The 14,555-nt window shown below is 72.1% G+C and carries 12 protein-coding genes; 7 read left to right on the top strand and 5 right to left on the bottom strand.

Translation table 11 applies throughout. The features are described 5' to 3' along the window. Positions 1–34: 34 nt before the first annotated feature. Positions 35–1,363, top strand: a complete 1,329-nt coding sequence (locus tag ACQPZF_RS14045; protein WP_433271838.1) for a beta-propeller fold lactonase family protein — start codon at positions 35–37, stop codon at positions 1,361–1,363. A 73-nt stretch (positions 1,364–1,436) separates the two neighbouring features. Here ACQPZF_RS14045 and ACQPZF_RS14050 read toward each other — a convergent pair whose 3' ends face one another. The 3 genes from ACQPZF_RS14050 to ACQPZF_RS14060 form a co-directional block, all read right to left on the bottom strand. Beyond that, positions 1,437–2,276: a transporter substrate-binding domain-containing protein gene (locus ACQPZF_RS14050; protein WP_433271839.1), complete on the bottom strand. Its 840-nt coding sequence runs from the start codon at positions 2,274–2,276 to the stop codon at positions 1,437–1,439. Between the two features lie 12 nt (positions 2,277–2,288). Continuing rightward, positions 2,289–2,954: a hypothetical protein gene (locus ACQPZF_RS14055; RefSeq protein ID WP_433271840.1), complete on the bottom strand. Its 666-nt coding sequence runs from the start codon at positions 2,952–2,954 to the stop codon at positions 2,289–2,291. 61 nt (positions 2,955–3,015) lie between these two features. Further along, entirely contained in the window at positions 3,016–4,215 is a 1,200-nt protein-coding gene (locus ACQPZF_RS14060; RefSeq protein WP_433271841.1) for an MFS transporter, read from the bottom strand. A gap of 96 nt (positions 4,216–4,311) precedes the next feature. On the opposite strand from ACQPZF_RS14060, the gene ACQPZF_RS14065 reads away from it, so the two are divergent. From ACQPZF_RS14065 to ACQPZF_RS14080, 4 genes are all read left to right on the top strand, one after another. Then, complete coding sequence (locus ACQPZF_RS14065; RefSeq protein ID WP_433271842.1) at positions 4,312–5,091, top strand: WecB/TagA/CpsF family glycosyltransferase; 780 nt, start codon at positions 4,312–4,314, stop codon at positions 5,089–5,091. Beyond that, positions 5,088–7,133, top strand: a complete 2,046-nt coding sequence (locus ACQPZF_RS14070) for a glycosyltransferase (RefSeq protein WP_433271843.1) — start codon at positions 5,088–5,090, stop codon at positions 7,131–7,133. The genes ACQPZF_RS14065 and ACQPZF_RS14070 overlap by 4 nt, the downstream gene beginning before the upstream one ends. A gap of 194 nt (positions 7,134–7,327) precedes the next feature. Further along, positions 7,328–8,851 (top strand): protein kinase domain-containing protein, encoded by a 1,524-nt coding sequence (locus ACQPZF_RS14075; RefSeq protein ID WP_433271844.1) that lies wholly within the window; start codon positions 7,328–7,330, stop codon positions 8,849–8,851. A 90-nt stretch (positions 8,852–8,941) separates the two neighbouring features. Continuing rightward, positions 8,942–9,415: an SLATT domain-containing protein gene (locus tag ACQPZF_RS14080; RefSeq protein ID WP_433271845.1), complete on the top strand. Its 474-nt coding sequence runs from the start codon at positions 8,942–8,944 to the stop codon at positions 9,413–9,415. Here ACQPZF_RS14080 and ACQPZF_RS14085 read toward each other — a convergent pair. Then, the gene (locus tag ACQPZF_RS14085) at positions 9,402–10,187 is read right to left on the bottom strand and encodes an enoyl-CoA hydratase/isomerase family protein (protein ID WP_433271846.1); all 786 of its coding nucleotides are present in this window, start codon (positions 10,185–10,187) and stop codon (positions 9,402–9,404) included. The genes ACQPZF_RS14080 and ACQPZF_RS14085 overlap by 14 nt on opposite strands. 76 nt (positions 10,188–10,263) lie before the next feature. Here ACQPZF_RS14085 and ACQPZF_RS14090 point away from each other — a divergent pair, with 76 nt between their 5' ends. Both ACQPZF_RS14090 and ACQPZF_RS14095 read left to right on the top strand, forming a co-directional pair. Next, positions 10,264–10,731 carry a GNAT family N-acetyltransferase gene (locus ACQPZF_RS14090; protein WP_433271847.1) on the top strand — a complete coding sequence of 156 codons (468 nt, stop codon included), beginning with the start codon at positions 10,264–10,266 and terminating at the stop codon, positions 10,729–10,731. Between the two features lie 156 nt (positions 10,732–10,887). Next, positions 10,888–11,379 carry a LuxR C-terminal-related transcriptional regulator gene (locus tag ACQPZF_RS14095; protein ID WP_433271848.1) on the top strand — a complete coding sequence of 164 codons (492 nt, stop codon included), beginning with the start codon at positions 10,888–10,890 and terminating at the stop codon, positions 11,377–11,379. Between the two features lie 159 nt (positions 11,380–11,538). Here ACQPZF_RS14095 and ACQPZF_RS14100 read toward each other — a convergent pair whose 3' ends face one another. Further along, positions 11,539–14,355 (bottom strand): ATP-binding protein, encoded by a 2,817-nt coding sequence (locus ACQPZF_RS14100; protein ID WP_433271849.1) that lies wholly within the window; start codon positions 14,353–14,355, stop codon positions 11,539–11,541. Positions 14,356–14,555 lie beyond the last annotated feature (200 nt).

A 14,555-nucleotide genomic window follows, 5' to 3' on the forward strand; every position in this document is an offset into this window, starting at 1 on the left:
AATGCGGGATCCCAGCCGACATGGAGGCCGACCGATGCCCAGAACAGACCGGCCCAGCACGCTCCGCAGGCAGTTGGCACTCGGCGGGACGGTCGCGCTGGCGGCGGCCCTGCTGACCGTGCCCACGGGGACGGCGGTCGCCGCGCCGACCCGCGTCCTCGGCTACATCGCGAACAACGGCGGCGGGGTGTCCGTGCTCGACACGGCGACCGACACCGTCACCGGGACGCTGTCCGACTCGAACGGCGATTCCCCTTACGGCGTGGGCGTCGCGTTCGACGGCGCGCGCGGCTACGTGACGAACGTCCGCGACGACACGCTGACCGTCATCGACACGCCCACCAACACGGTCGACGCGGCCGTGCCGGTGGGCGACGGTCCGGCCGGTGTGGTGGTGTCGCCCAGCGGCGGCCACGTGTACGTCTCGAACTACCTCGCGGGCACGGTGTCCGTGGTGGATGCGGCGACGCTGACCACGACCGAGACCATCCCCGTCGGCCCGAACGCGGACGGTGTCGCTCTCACCCCGGACGGCACGCGGCTCTACGTGGCGCACGACGTGCCGGGCGCGGGCACCGTCTCCGTCGTGGACACCACGACCAACACCGAGCTGACCGAGATCGCCACCGGCCACACGCCGACCGCCGTCGCCGTCACCCCGGACGGCGCGAAGCTGTTGGTGGTCAACAAGTTCTCCGACAACGTGGCCGTGGTGTCGGTCGCCACCAACGCCGTGCTCGGCGTCATCCCGGTCAGCTTCGTCCCGCACGGCATCGCGATCTCGCCGGACGGCGCACGCGCCTTCGTGACCAACAGCGAGGGCGACACACTGTCCGTGCTCGACATCGCGGCCATGGCCCCCGTCACCGCGATCGCGGTGGGCGACCGGCCGATCGGTGTGGCGCTCACCCCGGACGGCGGCAAGGCCTACGTGACGAACTCCGGCGGCGGCACGGTGTCCATAGTGGACACAGCGACCCTGGCGGTGGTCGGCACGCTCCCGGTCGGCGTCAGCCCGGTCGGCATCGCGGTCCACGCCGTGCCGGCCGCGCCCACCGGGCTGGCCGCCGGCCGCGCGACGCTCCAGTTGCGGCTGCTCGGGTTCACCGTGCGGGGGATGGACGCGACGCTCACCGAGTCGCACACCGGGAAACCGCTGGTGGGCAAGAAGGTCGTGTTCCGCACCGTGAAGGGGCACCCGCTGTGCACGGCGGTGACCAACTCGGCGGGCACGGCCACCTGCAACGCGGACGTGCCGCTGCTGGTCGGCCTGGCGACGCTGCTCCAGGGCTACACGGCCGCGTACCCCGGCGACAGCACGCACGGCCCGTCCGTCTCGCACGGCACGATCGGCCTGCTGTAGGAGACTCGCGGCCCGGTCCGTCTCGCCCGGCACGGTCGGGCTGCGGTGGGGAACCCGGTGGCTCGGCCCGTGCTCAGGCGCACGGGTCGAGCCGGTACGGGTCCGGTTTGTGGCCGGTCGGGTCGAGGTCGCCGAAGTTCGACCGGAAGAACTGGTCCCACGCCCCGTTGGTGATGAACGTCTTGATGCCTTCGGTCATCTGCTCGCAGAGCGCCCGGTCGCCCTTGGGCAGTCCGATGCCGTAGCGCTCCTGCGTGCCGAACGTCACGTCGAGCACCTTCAGGCCCGGTGTCTGCCGGACGAAGCCGTGCAGGATGATCTGGTCCGTGGAGGCCGCGTCGACCTCCTTGCGCAGCAACCGGTCGATGCACTGCCGGGTGCCGGCCTCACTGGTGGTCGTGACCCGGTTTCGCATCCAGCCGGACGTGAGCTGGTTGTAGGACGTGCTCCCGGCCTGGCTGCACACCGTCTTGCCGGACAGGTCGTCGAGCACCTTGATCCGCTCGTCGCCCTCGCGCACCATGATGCCCTGCTGGGTGATCAGGTACGGCCCGGCGAAGCCGATCTTGCCGCGCCGCTCGTCGGTCATCGAGAACGTGTGCACCACCAACTGCACGCGGCCCAGCGCCAGCGCGTTGACGCGGTCGGCGATCAGCACGTCCACCTCGACGGGCGCGAACTTCGGGGAGGTGTTGTTGCCCAGCCAGCGGTAGAGGTCGACGTCGAAGCCCCGCCGGTCGTGCGAGTCGGGGTCGAACACGGCCAGCCCCGGGATGTCCGTGCCGACGCCGACGACGACCGGCGGGATCAGGGTGCCCTGGTTGGTGGACTGCGGTGAGCTGGAGCCGGCCGGCGCGGTGCAGGCGGCCAACGCGACCACCGCCGCGAGTGTGGCCGCGACCCGTCTGGTCATCCCTCGTCCTCCTCAGTTGTACAGCACGGCTTCGGTGACCCCCAGGTCCACGGCGCAGGCCTCGTCGGGGATCGTCAGCGTGACCAGCACGCGGGCCTCGCGGGTGGTGCCGCCGAGGTCGAGGCGGACTTCGCGGCCGGAGAGGCGCTCCTCCAGCGGCGGGTCTTTCCGGCCGTCCCGCACCAGCGTGATCGCGAGGCGCGCGGAGCCGACGCAGTCACCCACCGATTCGTGGTTCACCAGGGTGGGGGTGAAGAACAGATACCGCCGTTCGGGTGGCTTGCCGGGGACGCCGAAACTGGCCTGCTCACCGTCGGTCATTCGTTCGCCGTTGGAAATTTCCACCAGATCGGTGACCGGCACGTCCGGTTTCACCACCACCAGCCAGAAGAACAGACCCGCGATCGCCCCGATTGCCGCCATCGCCGCGGCGAACATCCAGCGCGGCGCCGTTTTCCGCGGTCCCCGGCGCGGTGGTTCCGCATTGGTGCGGGCGGTCGTGCGCTGGAGCCCCAGCACCGTCACCACCAGCGAGACCGTCCCGACCAGCACGGAGACCGCGTCCGCGATGCCCTGACCCTTGTTGCCCAGCAACAGCAGCCACACCACGAATGCGGAGACGCCGAGCAGCAACGGGGCTGCCCACAACAACTGGATTGCCCACCACGGACGCTTCAAAGGCCGGCTCCGGATCACTCCGTCGGGAAGCGACCACGATATCGGTTCAGGGGCTGCGGTATCAGGACATTCGCCAAGCCAGCACAACGGCGAGGACGAGTGCGCCGATCGCAGCGTAGACCGCGGTGCCGAACGCGGCGAACTGGAGCAGGAACCCGAAACCGACCGAGGACACCAATCGGGTGAGAGCCTGACCCGTTTGGACGACGGAAAGGCCCGAGGCGCGCAGCGACTCCGGCACGAGGGTGCTCACGCGGGCGGAGAGCACGCCGTCCGTGGCGGCGTAGAACAGGCCGTGCAGCAGCAGCGCCGCCCCGGCGCCGAAGTACCCGCTGCCCGGCGCGAGCAGCAGGACGTACACCGCGAGGAGCAGCACGTGGCCGGCGAGGAACACCGGCCAGCGCCCGACCTTGTCCGCGAGCCGCCCGATGGGCGCCGCGGCGGCCAGGAACACCAGCGCGGTGCCCAGCGGCATCAGCGGCAGGACGGCCTGCGGCACGTCGGTCGCCTTCTGCACCAGGATGAACACGAACGCGTCGGACAGCGTCGCCAGCCCCAGCACGGCCGCCGCGATGGTGACCTTCCGGTAGCTCGCGTCCTTCAGCAGCGCCAGGCCGGCCTTGATGGACGGCTTCGGCCCCTTCGTCGCGCGGGCCGGGTTCTCCCGCACGAACGCGATCAGGACGATCAGCCCGATCACCGCGAAGCAGGCGCTGACCACGAACACCGGACCGGCCACGATGCCGATCTGGTAGAGCAGCAGGAACGTCACCAGCGGGCCGAGCAGCGCGCCCACCGTGTCCATGGCGCGGTGCAGCCCGAACGCCGCGCCGAGCCGGTCCGGGGGAGTGGCCAGGGAGATCAGCGCGTCCCGGGGCGCGGTCCGCAGGCCCTTGCCCGCGCGGTCGGCGGCCATCGTCGCGCCGATGCCGAACGCGTTCGCGCCGACCGCCGGGAAGACCAGCTTGGTCGCCGCGGACAGCCCGTAGCCGACGGCGGCGACCGCCTTGTGCCGGTGGGTGCGGTCCGAGAGGTGGCCGCCGACGAGCCGCAGGACCGCCGTCGCGCCCGTGTACAGACCGTCCAGGATGCCGAACTGCGCGTACCCCATCTGGAGCGTGTACAGCAGGTAGACCGGCATGAAAGCGGTGATCATCTCGGCCGACACGTCGGTCAGGAGGCTCACCGTGCCCAGCGCGACCACGGTGCCCGGGACCTTGCCCTTGACCCGCTCGGCCGGACGGACGGAAGCGACGTACATGTCCTCGTTATCGGTTACCGCGGGTAGCCGTTACCAGCGTCGACGATCACGTCGCCGGCCGGTAACGGGGACCTGCCCGAACCCGATGTCGCGGGTATGCCGCAGATCCCGCAATCCCACGTCCGGGTGGGTGCCGTCGACGTGTGGTCCGTCAGCGAGTCCGGTGTCGCCGATCACGTGACGCGGTCGTGGCAGCGGGGTGAGGGCGGCGCCATCGTCACCGCGAACGTGGACATCGTCCGCGCCGCGAGCCGCGCCCCCGAGCTGGCGGCGCTGATCGCCGAGTCCGAGATGGTGGTCGCCGACGGCATGCCGGTGGTCTGGGCGGGCCGGCTGGCGGGCGTCCGGGTGCCGGAGCGGGTCACCGGCGCGTCCCTGGTGTTCACGCTGTCCGAGGCCGCCGCGCGGGAGGGTCGCTCGGTCTACCTGCTGGGCGGCAGCGACGGCATCCCGGAGAAGGCCGCCGACGTCCTCCGCGCCCGCTACCCGGGCCTGCGGGTCGCCGGCACCGACTCGCCGAGGTTCGGCTTCGACACCGACCCGGAGGCGACCGCCGAGGCCGTGGCGAAGGTCGTGGAGGCCAAACCGGACCTGGTGCTCGTCGGCCTGGGCTTCCCCAAGCAGGAACGCCTGATCAGGCTGCTGCGCGCGGAACTGCCGGAGGCGTGGTTCCTGGGCTGCGGCGCGGGCATCCCGATGGCGGCGGGCGAGTTCCGCCGCGCCTCGGGCGTGGTGCAGAAGATGGGCGCCGAGTGGCTGCACCGGCTGGCCCTCGAACCCCGCCGGCTGGCCAAGCGCTACCTCCGCGACGACCTGCCGTTCGCGTTCCGCCTGCTGTCCGACGCCCTCCGCATCCGCTTCAGCCGGGAGACGTGACCGTGCCGCTTGCCGTGGTCGTAGTGACCTATCACAGCGCCGACGTGGTGGAGGAGTGCCTCAGGTCCGTCGCCGTGGCCTTGGAGTCCGTTCCGGACGGTCGGGTGGTCGTCGTGGACAACGCGTCGACCGACGACACGCTCGACGTCGTGGCCAGGGTCGCGCCGGACGCGCAGGTCGTGGCGCGGCCGACCAACGACGGGTTCGCGGCGGGCGTCAACGCGGGGTTCGCCGCCGCGCCGGACTGCGACGTCCTGGTGCTCAACCCGGACGTGCGGCTGGAGCCGGACGCGATCACGCTGCTGCGGGCGGCGCTCGCCCTGCCCGGCACGGGCATCGCCGCGCCCCGGCTGTTCAACGGCGACGGCAGCCGGCAGCTCTCTCTACGGCGTGCCCCGAACCCGTTGCGCGCCTTGGGTGAAGCGCTGCTGGGCGGCACCCGGGCGGGCCGGACCGGCGCGTTGGGCGAGCTGGTGGTGGACCAGCGCCGCTACGAGACGGCGGGCTCGGCGGACTGGGTGACCGGGGCCGCGTGGCTGATCTCCCGCGAGTGCCGGAACGCGACGGGAACGTTGGAGGAGCGGTACTTCCTCTACTCGGAGGAGACCGAGTACATGCTCCGCGCCGGCGAACGCGGGTTCGGCATCCGCTACGAGCCGCGCGCCCGCGCCGTGCACCTCGGCGGCGAGCAGTCCACGTCGCCCGTCCTGTGGTCGATGGCCACCACGAACCGGGTCCGGCTGGTCCGGGAGCGCCACGGCCGCCTCGCCGCGTTCGCGATGTGGTGGGCCGTGCTGCTCAACGAACTGCTCCGCGCGCCGCGCGAGCCCAAGCACCGCAAGGCGATCGGCGACCTGCTCCGGTGGCGGCACTGGCCGGCCCGGCCCGGCGAGGAGCACGGCTGGATCTGCTTCTCCGCCCAGGACTGGTGGTACCACAACCGGGCGCACTCGGACTTCCAGCTCATGCGGTCGGTCGCCGAGCGCCGGAAGGTGTTGGTGGTCAACAGCATCGGCATGCGGATGCCGACGCGCGGCAACAGCACGCACGTGGCCCGGCGCATCCTGCGCAAGCTGCGCAGCGTGGCGAAGTTCGTCCGCAAGCCGCTGCCGAACTTCTACGTGATGTCCCCGCTGCCGCTGCCGTTCTACGGCTCGCCGTTCCTGCGCCGGGTGAACGCCGTCCTGGTGCGCGCGCAGGTGCGGCTGGTCGCCACGGCCCTGCGGCTGCGCACGCCCGTCATCATGGTCACCATCCCGACCGCGTGGGACGTGGTGGCCCCGATGCGCAAGCACAGCCTGGTGTTCAACCGTTCGGACCGGCACTCGGACTTCCCCGAGGCCGACCGCACGTCGATCGAAGCGCTGGAGCACCAACTCCTGGCGCACGCGGACCACGTCGTCTACGTCAGCCACGCGCTGATGGACGAGGAGCGCCCGCGCACCGGCGACCGCGCCCACTTCCTGGACCACGGCGTCGACATCGACCACTTCACCGCCCGCCCGCAGTTCGAGTGGCCGGACGACATCCGCGCCATCGACGGCCCGCGGATCGGCTTCTTCGGCGCGCTGGACGACTTCGTGGTCGACTTCGACCTGCTGGAACGCCTCGCCGTCGAGCTGCCGGCCGCGTCCATCGTGCTGATCGGCGACGCCACCCACCCGATGGAGCGCTTCGACAAGTACCCGAACGTCCACTGGCTCGGCTTCCGGCCCTACGACACCATCCCGGCCTACGGGTCGGCGTTCGACGTGGCGATCATGCCGTGGCAGGACAATAGCTGGATCAGGCACTCCAACCCCATCAAGCTCAAGGAGTACCTGGCCCTGGGCCTGCCGGTGGTGAGCACGGACTTCGCCGAGCTGGCCGGGTACACCGACCGGGTGCGCGCGGCGCGGGGGCACGCGGAGTTCGTGGAGGCGGTCCGGCAGAGCCTCGCCGAGGGCGGCCTGCGCCCGGCGAACGCCCTGCGCGCGTCGGTGACCCGGTACTCGTGGCATTCCAGGGCGGCGGAACTCGTGGCCCGCGCCGAATCACGCTGACCGCTCGGACCGGGGGCTCTCGACGCCGGGACAGCTCCCCGCCGGCGCTGGGTGCCGGGGCTGTCCGACGCCGGGCCGCTTCGGGTCGGGACTGCTCCAGGTGGCGGTGTTTCGGGCCGGGTGCTTCGGGCTGTGGTGCGTAGAACTACCCGACTTCGCCGACCACGGCCTCGGACGCCTCTAATGTGGGTGTCGTGCAGCCACTGCCTCCGAACGCCCCTCCGCGGATCGGCGACTACACGCTGCTCGCCGCCCTGGGCCGAGGCGCGATGGGATCCGTCTACCTCGCCCGCTCGCGCGGCGGGCGGCCGGTCGCCGTCAAGGTGGCGCGGCCCGAACTGGCCGACAACCCCGAGTTCCGGGAACGGTTCCGGCGCGAGGTCGAGATGGCCCGGTCCGTCGGCGGTTTCTGGACGGCGACCGTGGTCGGCGCGGACCCCGACGCCGAGCGGCCCTGGATGGCCACCGAGTACGTGCCCGGCCCCACCCTCCACCAGGCGATCCTGGACTACGGCCCGCTGCCCGAGCGGGCCGTGCGGCGGCTCGCGGGCGGGCTGGCCGAGGCGCTGGTCGCGATCCACGGCGCGGGCCTGGTGCACCGGGACCTGAAGCCGTCCAACGTGCTGCTGGCCAACGACGGCCCGCGGGTGATCGACTTCGGCATCGCGCGGGCGCTGGAGCACTCGGCGCTGACCGAGGCCGGGATCGTGTTCGGCACCCCCGGCTACCTGTCGCCCGAGCAGGTCGTCGGGTCGAAGATCAGCCCGCAGAGCGACATCTTCGCGCTGGGCTCGGTGCTGGTGTACGCGGCGACCGGCGCGGGTCCGTTCGGCGAGGGCGCCACGTCCGCCCTGGTCTACCGGGTGGTGCACCAGGAGCCGGACCTCAGCCGCGTCCCGCCCGGCCTGGTGCCGCTGATCGTGCCGTGCCTGGTCCGCGAGCCCGCGCACCGGCCGACGCCGGCCCGGCTGCTGGAGCTGATCGGGCCGCCGTCCAGCGAGCCGTCGTGGCTGCCCGCGCAGATCCGGACGCTGGTCGAGCAGCGGCACACCGAGCTGCGGGAACTGCCCGCCAAACCGCCGACCAGGCTGCTCGCCGAGGAGCGCAAGCCGCCGACCCGGCTGATGGTGGAGGACCCGCCGCCGGCGGTCGACCTGCCACCGGTGCCGCCGAGCGGCCCGATCCGGCCCTACACGCCGCCCCTGAAGAAGCGCGGGGCGCAGTTCAGGACGTCCCGGGCGGTCGGCCTTGGGTGGACGGCCGCGCACGCGTTCGCCGCGATCGTGGCCGGCTCGATCACCGATCCGGTGGCCGGCGCGCCGGGCGGGGTGCGTCTGGCGGCGTTCGTCGTCTTCCTGGTGTTCGCGGTGGCCGCGATCAGGCTGCTGGTGGCCGCGGTGAGGCCGCAGTTGACCATCGACATCGGGCCGGACGGGATCACCGTGTCCAGCGGCGAGGAGAAGCGGCGGCTGCCCTGGTACGCGATCTCGCGGGTCAAGGTCGAAGGGCACGGCTCGCGGCCGTGGGTCGTGGTGTGGCTGGTCGGCGCGGCGCAGACGCCGGAGACGCTGGGGCGCGGCAGTTTCCAGTCGTACAAGGGCGGCGTGCGGATCTACCCGATCTCCCACGAGCGGTACCGCAAGCGGCGGGAGCGGGACGTGGCGGAGCTGCGGTCGGCACTGGCCTGGTACGGCCCCACGGTCTACGACCCCCGTTGAGGCCGGCCTGGTAGGCCCATGCTCTACGACCCTCGTCGGAGGCGGCATCAGACGGCCCGCGCCGCTCAACACCCCCGTTAAAGTGCGTGCGTGAAAACGCCCGAGGAGCCCAAGAAGACCGGTCTCACGACCTTGGAGCTCGCGCAGGACCTGCTGGCGCGCGTGGAGGAGGCCACCCGGTACGGCCGATCGCGCAAGGACCGGTTCCGGCGGCGCTCGACGCTGCTCAAGGTGGCGACCCTGGGTCTGTCCGCGACCGCCACGATCATCCTGGGCTGGCAGGACCTGGACTTCTGGACCGGCCTGGCGTTCTCGCTCGTCGCGCTGACGACGGTGGTGGGCGCGCTGGAGCCGTTCTTCGCGTGGCGCTCGCTGTGGGTGCTGATGGAGGAGTCGCAGTACCGCTTCTACCGGCTGCGCGACGACCTCGGGCACTACCTCGCCGCGCACCACCCGGACGAGCTGGACCGGGCGCACATCGAGGAGCTGTTCGTGCGCTACCAGGAGATCTGGGCGCGGTTGAGCGACCGGTGGCTGGAGTTCCGGAAGATCAGCGACCGCTGAACGTCGCCCGGCCCGGCCCGTCGGCGAGGAACGACCGCACGCCGCCGCGCAGGTCCTCGGTCTCGAAGAGGTCGGCCGCGATGGCCGTGATGTGCTCGTTGGCCTCGGCGACGCCGCCGCGCTCGTAGTGCGCGAGCACCTGCTTGGTCGCGGCGTGCGCCAGCGTCGGACCGGCCGCCAGCGACTGGGCGAACCGCAGCGCGGCGTCGTCGAACCCCTCGTCCGGCAGCACGCGGTTGACCACGTTCCACCGTTCCAGGGTCGCGGCGTCGTAGCGGTCGCCGGTCATCACGAACTCCTTGGCCCGTCCCACGCCCGCGCGGGCGGCCAGCCGTTGCGTGCCGCCCATCGTGGGGGTGAGCCCGACGACCTTCTCCACCAGGCCGAACTCCGCCCGTTCGGCGGCCAGCAGGAGGTCGCACGCCACCGCGACCTCGAACGCCCACGTCAGGCACAGCCCGTGCGCGGCGAACACGGTCGGGAACGGCAGCGCGGCCACCCGTTCGGGCAGGTCGAGCATCTGGTCGAACAACGCCTTGGCCTGCCCGCGGGTCTCCTGCGCGGCGAACAGGCCCACGTCCACCCCGCCGCTGACCACCTTGCCCTCGAAGCGCACCAGCAGCCCCCGCGCGGGCCGGTCCTCCAGGTCGCCGACCGCGCCGTCCAGCAGGTCCTGGAGTTCGGCGGTGTAGAGGTTCAGCGGGGGAGCGTCGACGGTGAGCACGGCCAGACCCGCCGCGTCCCGCTCGACGCGGACCTGTTGCGCTGCCACGGGCGAGGACTTTACACGCGTCCGGAATGACGAAAACCACGTGTCCGAATGGCCCAATGGGGGTGAGAATTGCGCGGTGACGACGTGGACCGTTCAGCCGGTAGCCGCCGACGGCGCGGAGGCGCGTACCCTGATCCGCACCTACCTGGCGGACATCATCGGCCGCTACTACGGCCGGCCGGCCACCGATGCCGAGGTCGACCAGGCGATCTCCGACGACCCGACCGACGACCTCGTGGCGTTCTTCGTCGGACGCCTCGACGGCAAGCCGCTGGCCTGCGCCGGGTTCCGCCTGGTCGACCCGGGAACCGCCGAGTTGAAACGGCTGTTCGTCCATTCGGCCGCGCGGGGGCTGGGTGGCGGAGCGGCACTGCTCGCGGCGGTGGAGGAGGCGGCTGTCTCGATTGGCGCTACGGCCATTCGCCTGGACACCCGCGCTGACCTGGTCGAAGCCCGGAAGCTGTACGCTCGGCACGGTTACGCTGAGGTAGCGCCCTTCAACGACGACCGCTATGCGGAGCACTGGTTCGAAAAGCGGCTATAGGGGTCATCAGGTTTCGGCATCCCCCGTGTGAGGTCTCTCACTTGACAGTGAATAAGGCCCCCAGTTGAGTATGTGGCGAAAGTTGGCCGCGGATATGAAATGGGGATCAGTCCAGTGGCTTTCGCCGTTGAGTTGACATTTCGTGATGCGCGGCAGGTGCGGAGATCCATTCATCTGGCCCATCGCGAATACTGGCGCCCGCTCGCCGAGCAGGGCGTGCTGGTCGGCACGGGACCGTGGGCCGACGGCTCGGGGGTGCTGCTGATCTGCCAGGTGCCGGACGAGGCAGCGGCCCGGGACCTGGTGCGGGGCGACCCGTACGTGCGGTCGCAGTCGATCGCCGAGGTCCGCATCCGCCAGTGGCACGTCCTGCTGGGCGTGCCGGAGGGCGAACGGGTGCCGGGCATCGTCCGGCCGCGCGACGGCCAGAGCGCCGAGGCGCGTGCGCGCGAGCCGTTGACGCCGCACGAGCACCGCATCGCGCTGATGATGTTGGAGGGCATGACCAACCGGCAGATCGCCGAGCACTTCTCGGTGTCCACCCGGGCGGTCGAACTCCACATCACCCGCATCTACCGCAAACTGGACATCGGCCGCCGCGCCCAGCTCGCCGCGGCGATGCCCTGGGGCCAGCGCTCGTACCTGTAGCACCGCTCGTGGCAGCACCTGGCGAGGCCCTGGGGAGAACGCTCTCCCCGGGGCCTCGCCAGCGTGTGGGAACGCTCTCCCGAGGTCTCGCCAGCGTGTCGGAACGCTTTCACCGAGACCTCGGCAGCGTGTGGGAACGCTTCCCGGAGCGCTCGGGCGCTAGGCGAGCAGGTCCGCCCGTGACGCCACGCCCAGCTTGCGCAGTACCCGTGCCACGTGTTGCTCGACCGTCCGGGGCGACAGGAACAGCACGTCGGCGATCTCCCGGTTGGTCCGCCCCTGCGCCAACAGCCGCGCCACGTCCTGCTCGCGCGGCGACAAGGCGTTGCCGTACCCGCGCCGCCCCCGCCGCGAAGGTGTCGCCACCCCGGCCCCGCGCACGAGGTGCCGGCACCGGGCGGCGTCCCGGCTCGCGCCCAGCGCGTCGAACCGGTCGGCCACCTCGCCCAGCGCGGCCACCGCCGACCCGTCACCGCTTTCCACGCCGTACAACGCGATCCGCTCGGACAGGGTCGCCGAGTAGTACGCGAGCCCCAGCGCGTCGGCCGCCCGCCGGGCGTCCTGCAACAGGAACACCGCGTCGTCGTCCCGACCCATCGCGACCAGCGCCCGGCACACCTTGAGCGCCACGTGGGCCAGCGGCGCGTCACGGTCGGCGATGCCCGCCGCCAGCTCCTCCACCAGCTTCGTCGCGTCCTCGACGCGCCCCGCCGCCCGGTACGCGTCCACGGCCGCCGGCGCCAGCTCGCCCGCCCACGCCCACACTCCCTTGCGCCGCATCAGGTCCAGCCCCCGGTCGGCCTCCGCGCACGCCCGCGCGAGGTCGCCGCGCTCCAGCCACAGCCGGCACAGCGCGGCGAACCCGCCCAGCGCGACCGGCGTGATCGAGTTCTCCACCGACCGCACACCGCTGTCCTCCAGGTGCCGCTCGGCCTCGTCCCACTCGCCCCGCGCCACCGCCAGGCAGCCGAGCACGAGTGAACTCTCGCTGGCCACCGGCAGCAGTTCGCGGTACTCCTCCAGCAGCCGCCCCGCCCGCGTCACCAGCGAGCCCCAGTTCCCCGAGTACCAGTCCAGGTGGATCCGGGTCGACTGCCCGGTGCTCTCGGTGAACGGCACGCCCGCGCCGACCGTGAGCCGCAGGCCCTTGTCCAGGAAGTCGCGCGCGAGGTCGAAGTGCCCGACCAGCGCGCAGGCGTCCGCCAGGTTGCAGTTCGCCCGCGCGAGGTGCCGCCGCGTCTCCACGTCCGCGGACGTCGCCGGCAGCCTGTCCAGTTCGGACACCACGCTGTGGTCGCCGATCGACACCCGTGAGCCGAGTTCGTTGGCCAGCAGCGAATACCGGACCTCCGGGTCCTCGCAGGCCTCGATGTACGAGTCGACCACCCGCATCCACCGCTGGTGCTCGGCCAGCGGCGTCGCCCCGATGAACGGCTGCGCCAGCACCGCCCGCGCGCGCATCGCCATGCCCGGCCGGTCGGTCAGCTCCTCCACGGCGTGTTCGAGCTGCATCCGGGCCTGCACGGTGCCCTCGAACTGGCGGATCAGCAGGAAACCCAGGTTCATCCGCACCTCGCCACGGGCGGCACGGGACAGGCGGCGGTCGTTGAGCAGGCGTTCCAGGGTGGTGCGCGGGTCGTGCTGGTCGATGCCGCCGCGCGCCACCTGACCCAGCTTCACCGCCAGTCTGTCCACATCGGACGGTGTCAGCGAGGCCTCGTCCAGCAGCCGCTGGTACAACCGGGTGGCGGTGGACGGGTCGCCGACCTCCAGCGCCCGGTCGGCGGCGGCCTCGCCGTTGCGCAGCCAGTCGGCCAGCCTCCCGGCCCGGCGGCTGTGCTCGGCGAGCTGCATGAACGGCCGTGGCGTCACGTTCCCCAACGCGCTCAACGCCCGCAGGTGCAGCCGCTGCCGCTCCGGCCCGGTCAGCGTGTCGTAGACGGCCTGCTGCGCCAACGCGTGCCGGAACCCGTACCGCATGTCCGAAGCCTCGTGCAGCACCCCGCTGTGCAGGGCGTGCGTCAACGCGGGCCGCGCCCGTTCCTGTTCCACCGCGCCGACTTCGGCCAGCAGCTCCTCGGACGCGGGCACGCCCAGCACGGCGGCGGCCTGCGCGATCCGCCGCCCGGTGGTGGGCAGCCGGTCCAGCCGTTCGGCCATGGCGTCCCGCAGCAGCGCGGGCACCTCGACCTCTTCCAGCAGCCGCCAGTCCGGGTCGCGCAGCGCGCGCAGCATCTCCTCCACCACGAACGGGATGCCGGCGGTGCGCTCGTGCAACCGCGCGGCGAACTCCGTCGACACCCCGTCGACGTCGAGGATCGCGGCGGTCAGGTCGTGCACCTGCGCCGCGTCCAGCGGGGCCAGCTCGACCACGACCCCGGTCACGCCGGCGGGCGGCCGGTAGGCGCTGCCCAACCCCATCCCGCCCGGCGCGTCCTCGCGGCGGTAGGTCACCAGCACGGTCAGGTTCGGCGGCGGGTCGGCCATCAGGAACCGCAGCAGGTGCCGGCACCCGTCGTCGGCCCAGTGCAGGTCCTCCACGACCAGCAGCGCGGGCCCGAGCGCGGCGACCACCTCCCGCACCGCGCGGAACAGGTGGTGGCGCTCGTGCCGGGGGTCCTCCGGACGCGGCGGCGGGCCGGGCAGCCGGTCGGCGATCTCCGGCAGCAGCGGTCGCAGCACCCCGGTGACCGGGCTCAGCGGCACCCGGCCGAGCAACCCGCCGACGGTGCGCAGCGCGTCGAGCACCGCCCCGTACGGGAACGGCTCCCGCAACGGCTGGCAGAACCCGGTGAGCACGCGCAACGGCGCCACCTCCGGCCGGTGCAGCAGCTCGCGGACCAGTCGGCTCTTCCCCACACCCGCCTCACCCACCACCAGTGCGACGGACGGCTGCGCGGCGACCGCCCCCAACAGCGCAGCCAACTCGTCACCCCGGCCGACCAGGACGGGAGAGCTGGTGCGCGGTGGCGTCATGCGGACACTCCAGGAGATCGGCCGACCCCAGTATTAGAACCCGGATCGTTCACGGACAGCACCCCTCGCGTTCATCGGCGATGACCATCGATGGCTGCTCCGTTCGGCCCAATGAACGCTGGAAATTATCTCGGAATCAATTCCGAAAAGCCTCGTGGCGGGTGCGGTGCGGATCGGCGGTCGGGTGGTCGGGGAGCGTG

It is taken from the genome of Actinosynnema sp. CS-041913, assembly GCF_050942485.1.
Taxonomy (GTDB): Bacteria; Actinomycetota; Actinomycetes; order Mycobacteriales; family Pseudonocardiaceae; genus Actinosynnema.

Excerpts from the sequence above, each read along its gene's own strand:
- ACQPZF_RS14065 (WP_433271842.1), top strand. The coding sequence starts at position 4,312 with ATGCCGCAGATCCCGCAATCCCACGTCCGGGTGGGTGCCGTCGACGTG.
- ACQPZF_RS14045 (WP_433271838.1), top strand. The coding sequence starts at position 35 with ATGCCCAGAACAGACCGGCCCAGCACGCTCCGCAGGCAGTTGGCACTC.
- ACQPZF_RS14060 (WP_433271841.1), bottom strand. The coding sequence starts at position 4,215 with ATGTACGTCGCTTCCGTCCGTCCGGCCGAGCGGGTCAAGGGCAAGGTC.
- ACQPZF_RS14100 (WP_433271849.1), bottom strand. The coding sequence starts at position 14,355 with ATGACGCCACCGCGCACCAGCTCTCCCGTCCTGGTCGGCCGGGGTGAC.
- ACQPZF_RS14050 (WP_433271839.1), bottom strand. The coding sequence starts at position 2,276 with ATGACCAGACGGGTCGCGGCCACACTCGCGGCGGTGGTCGCGTTGGCC.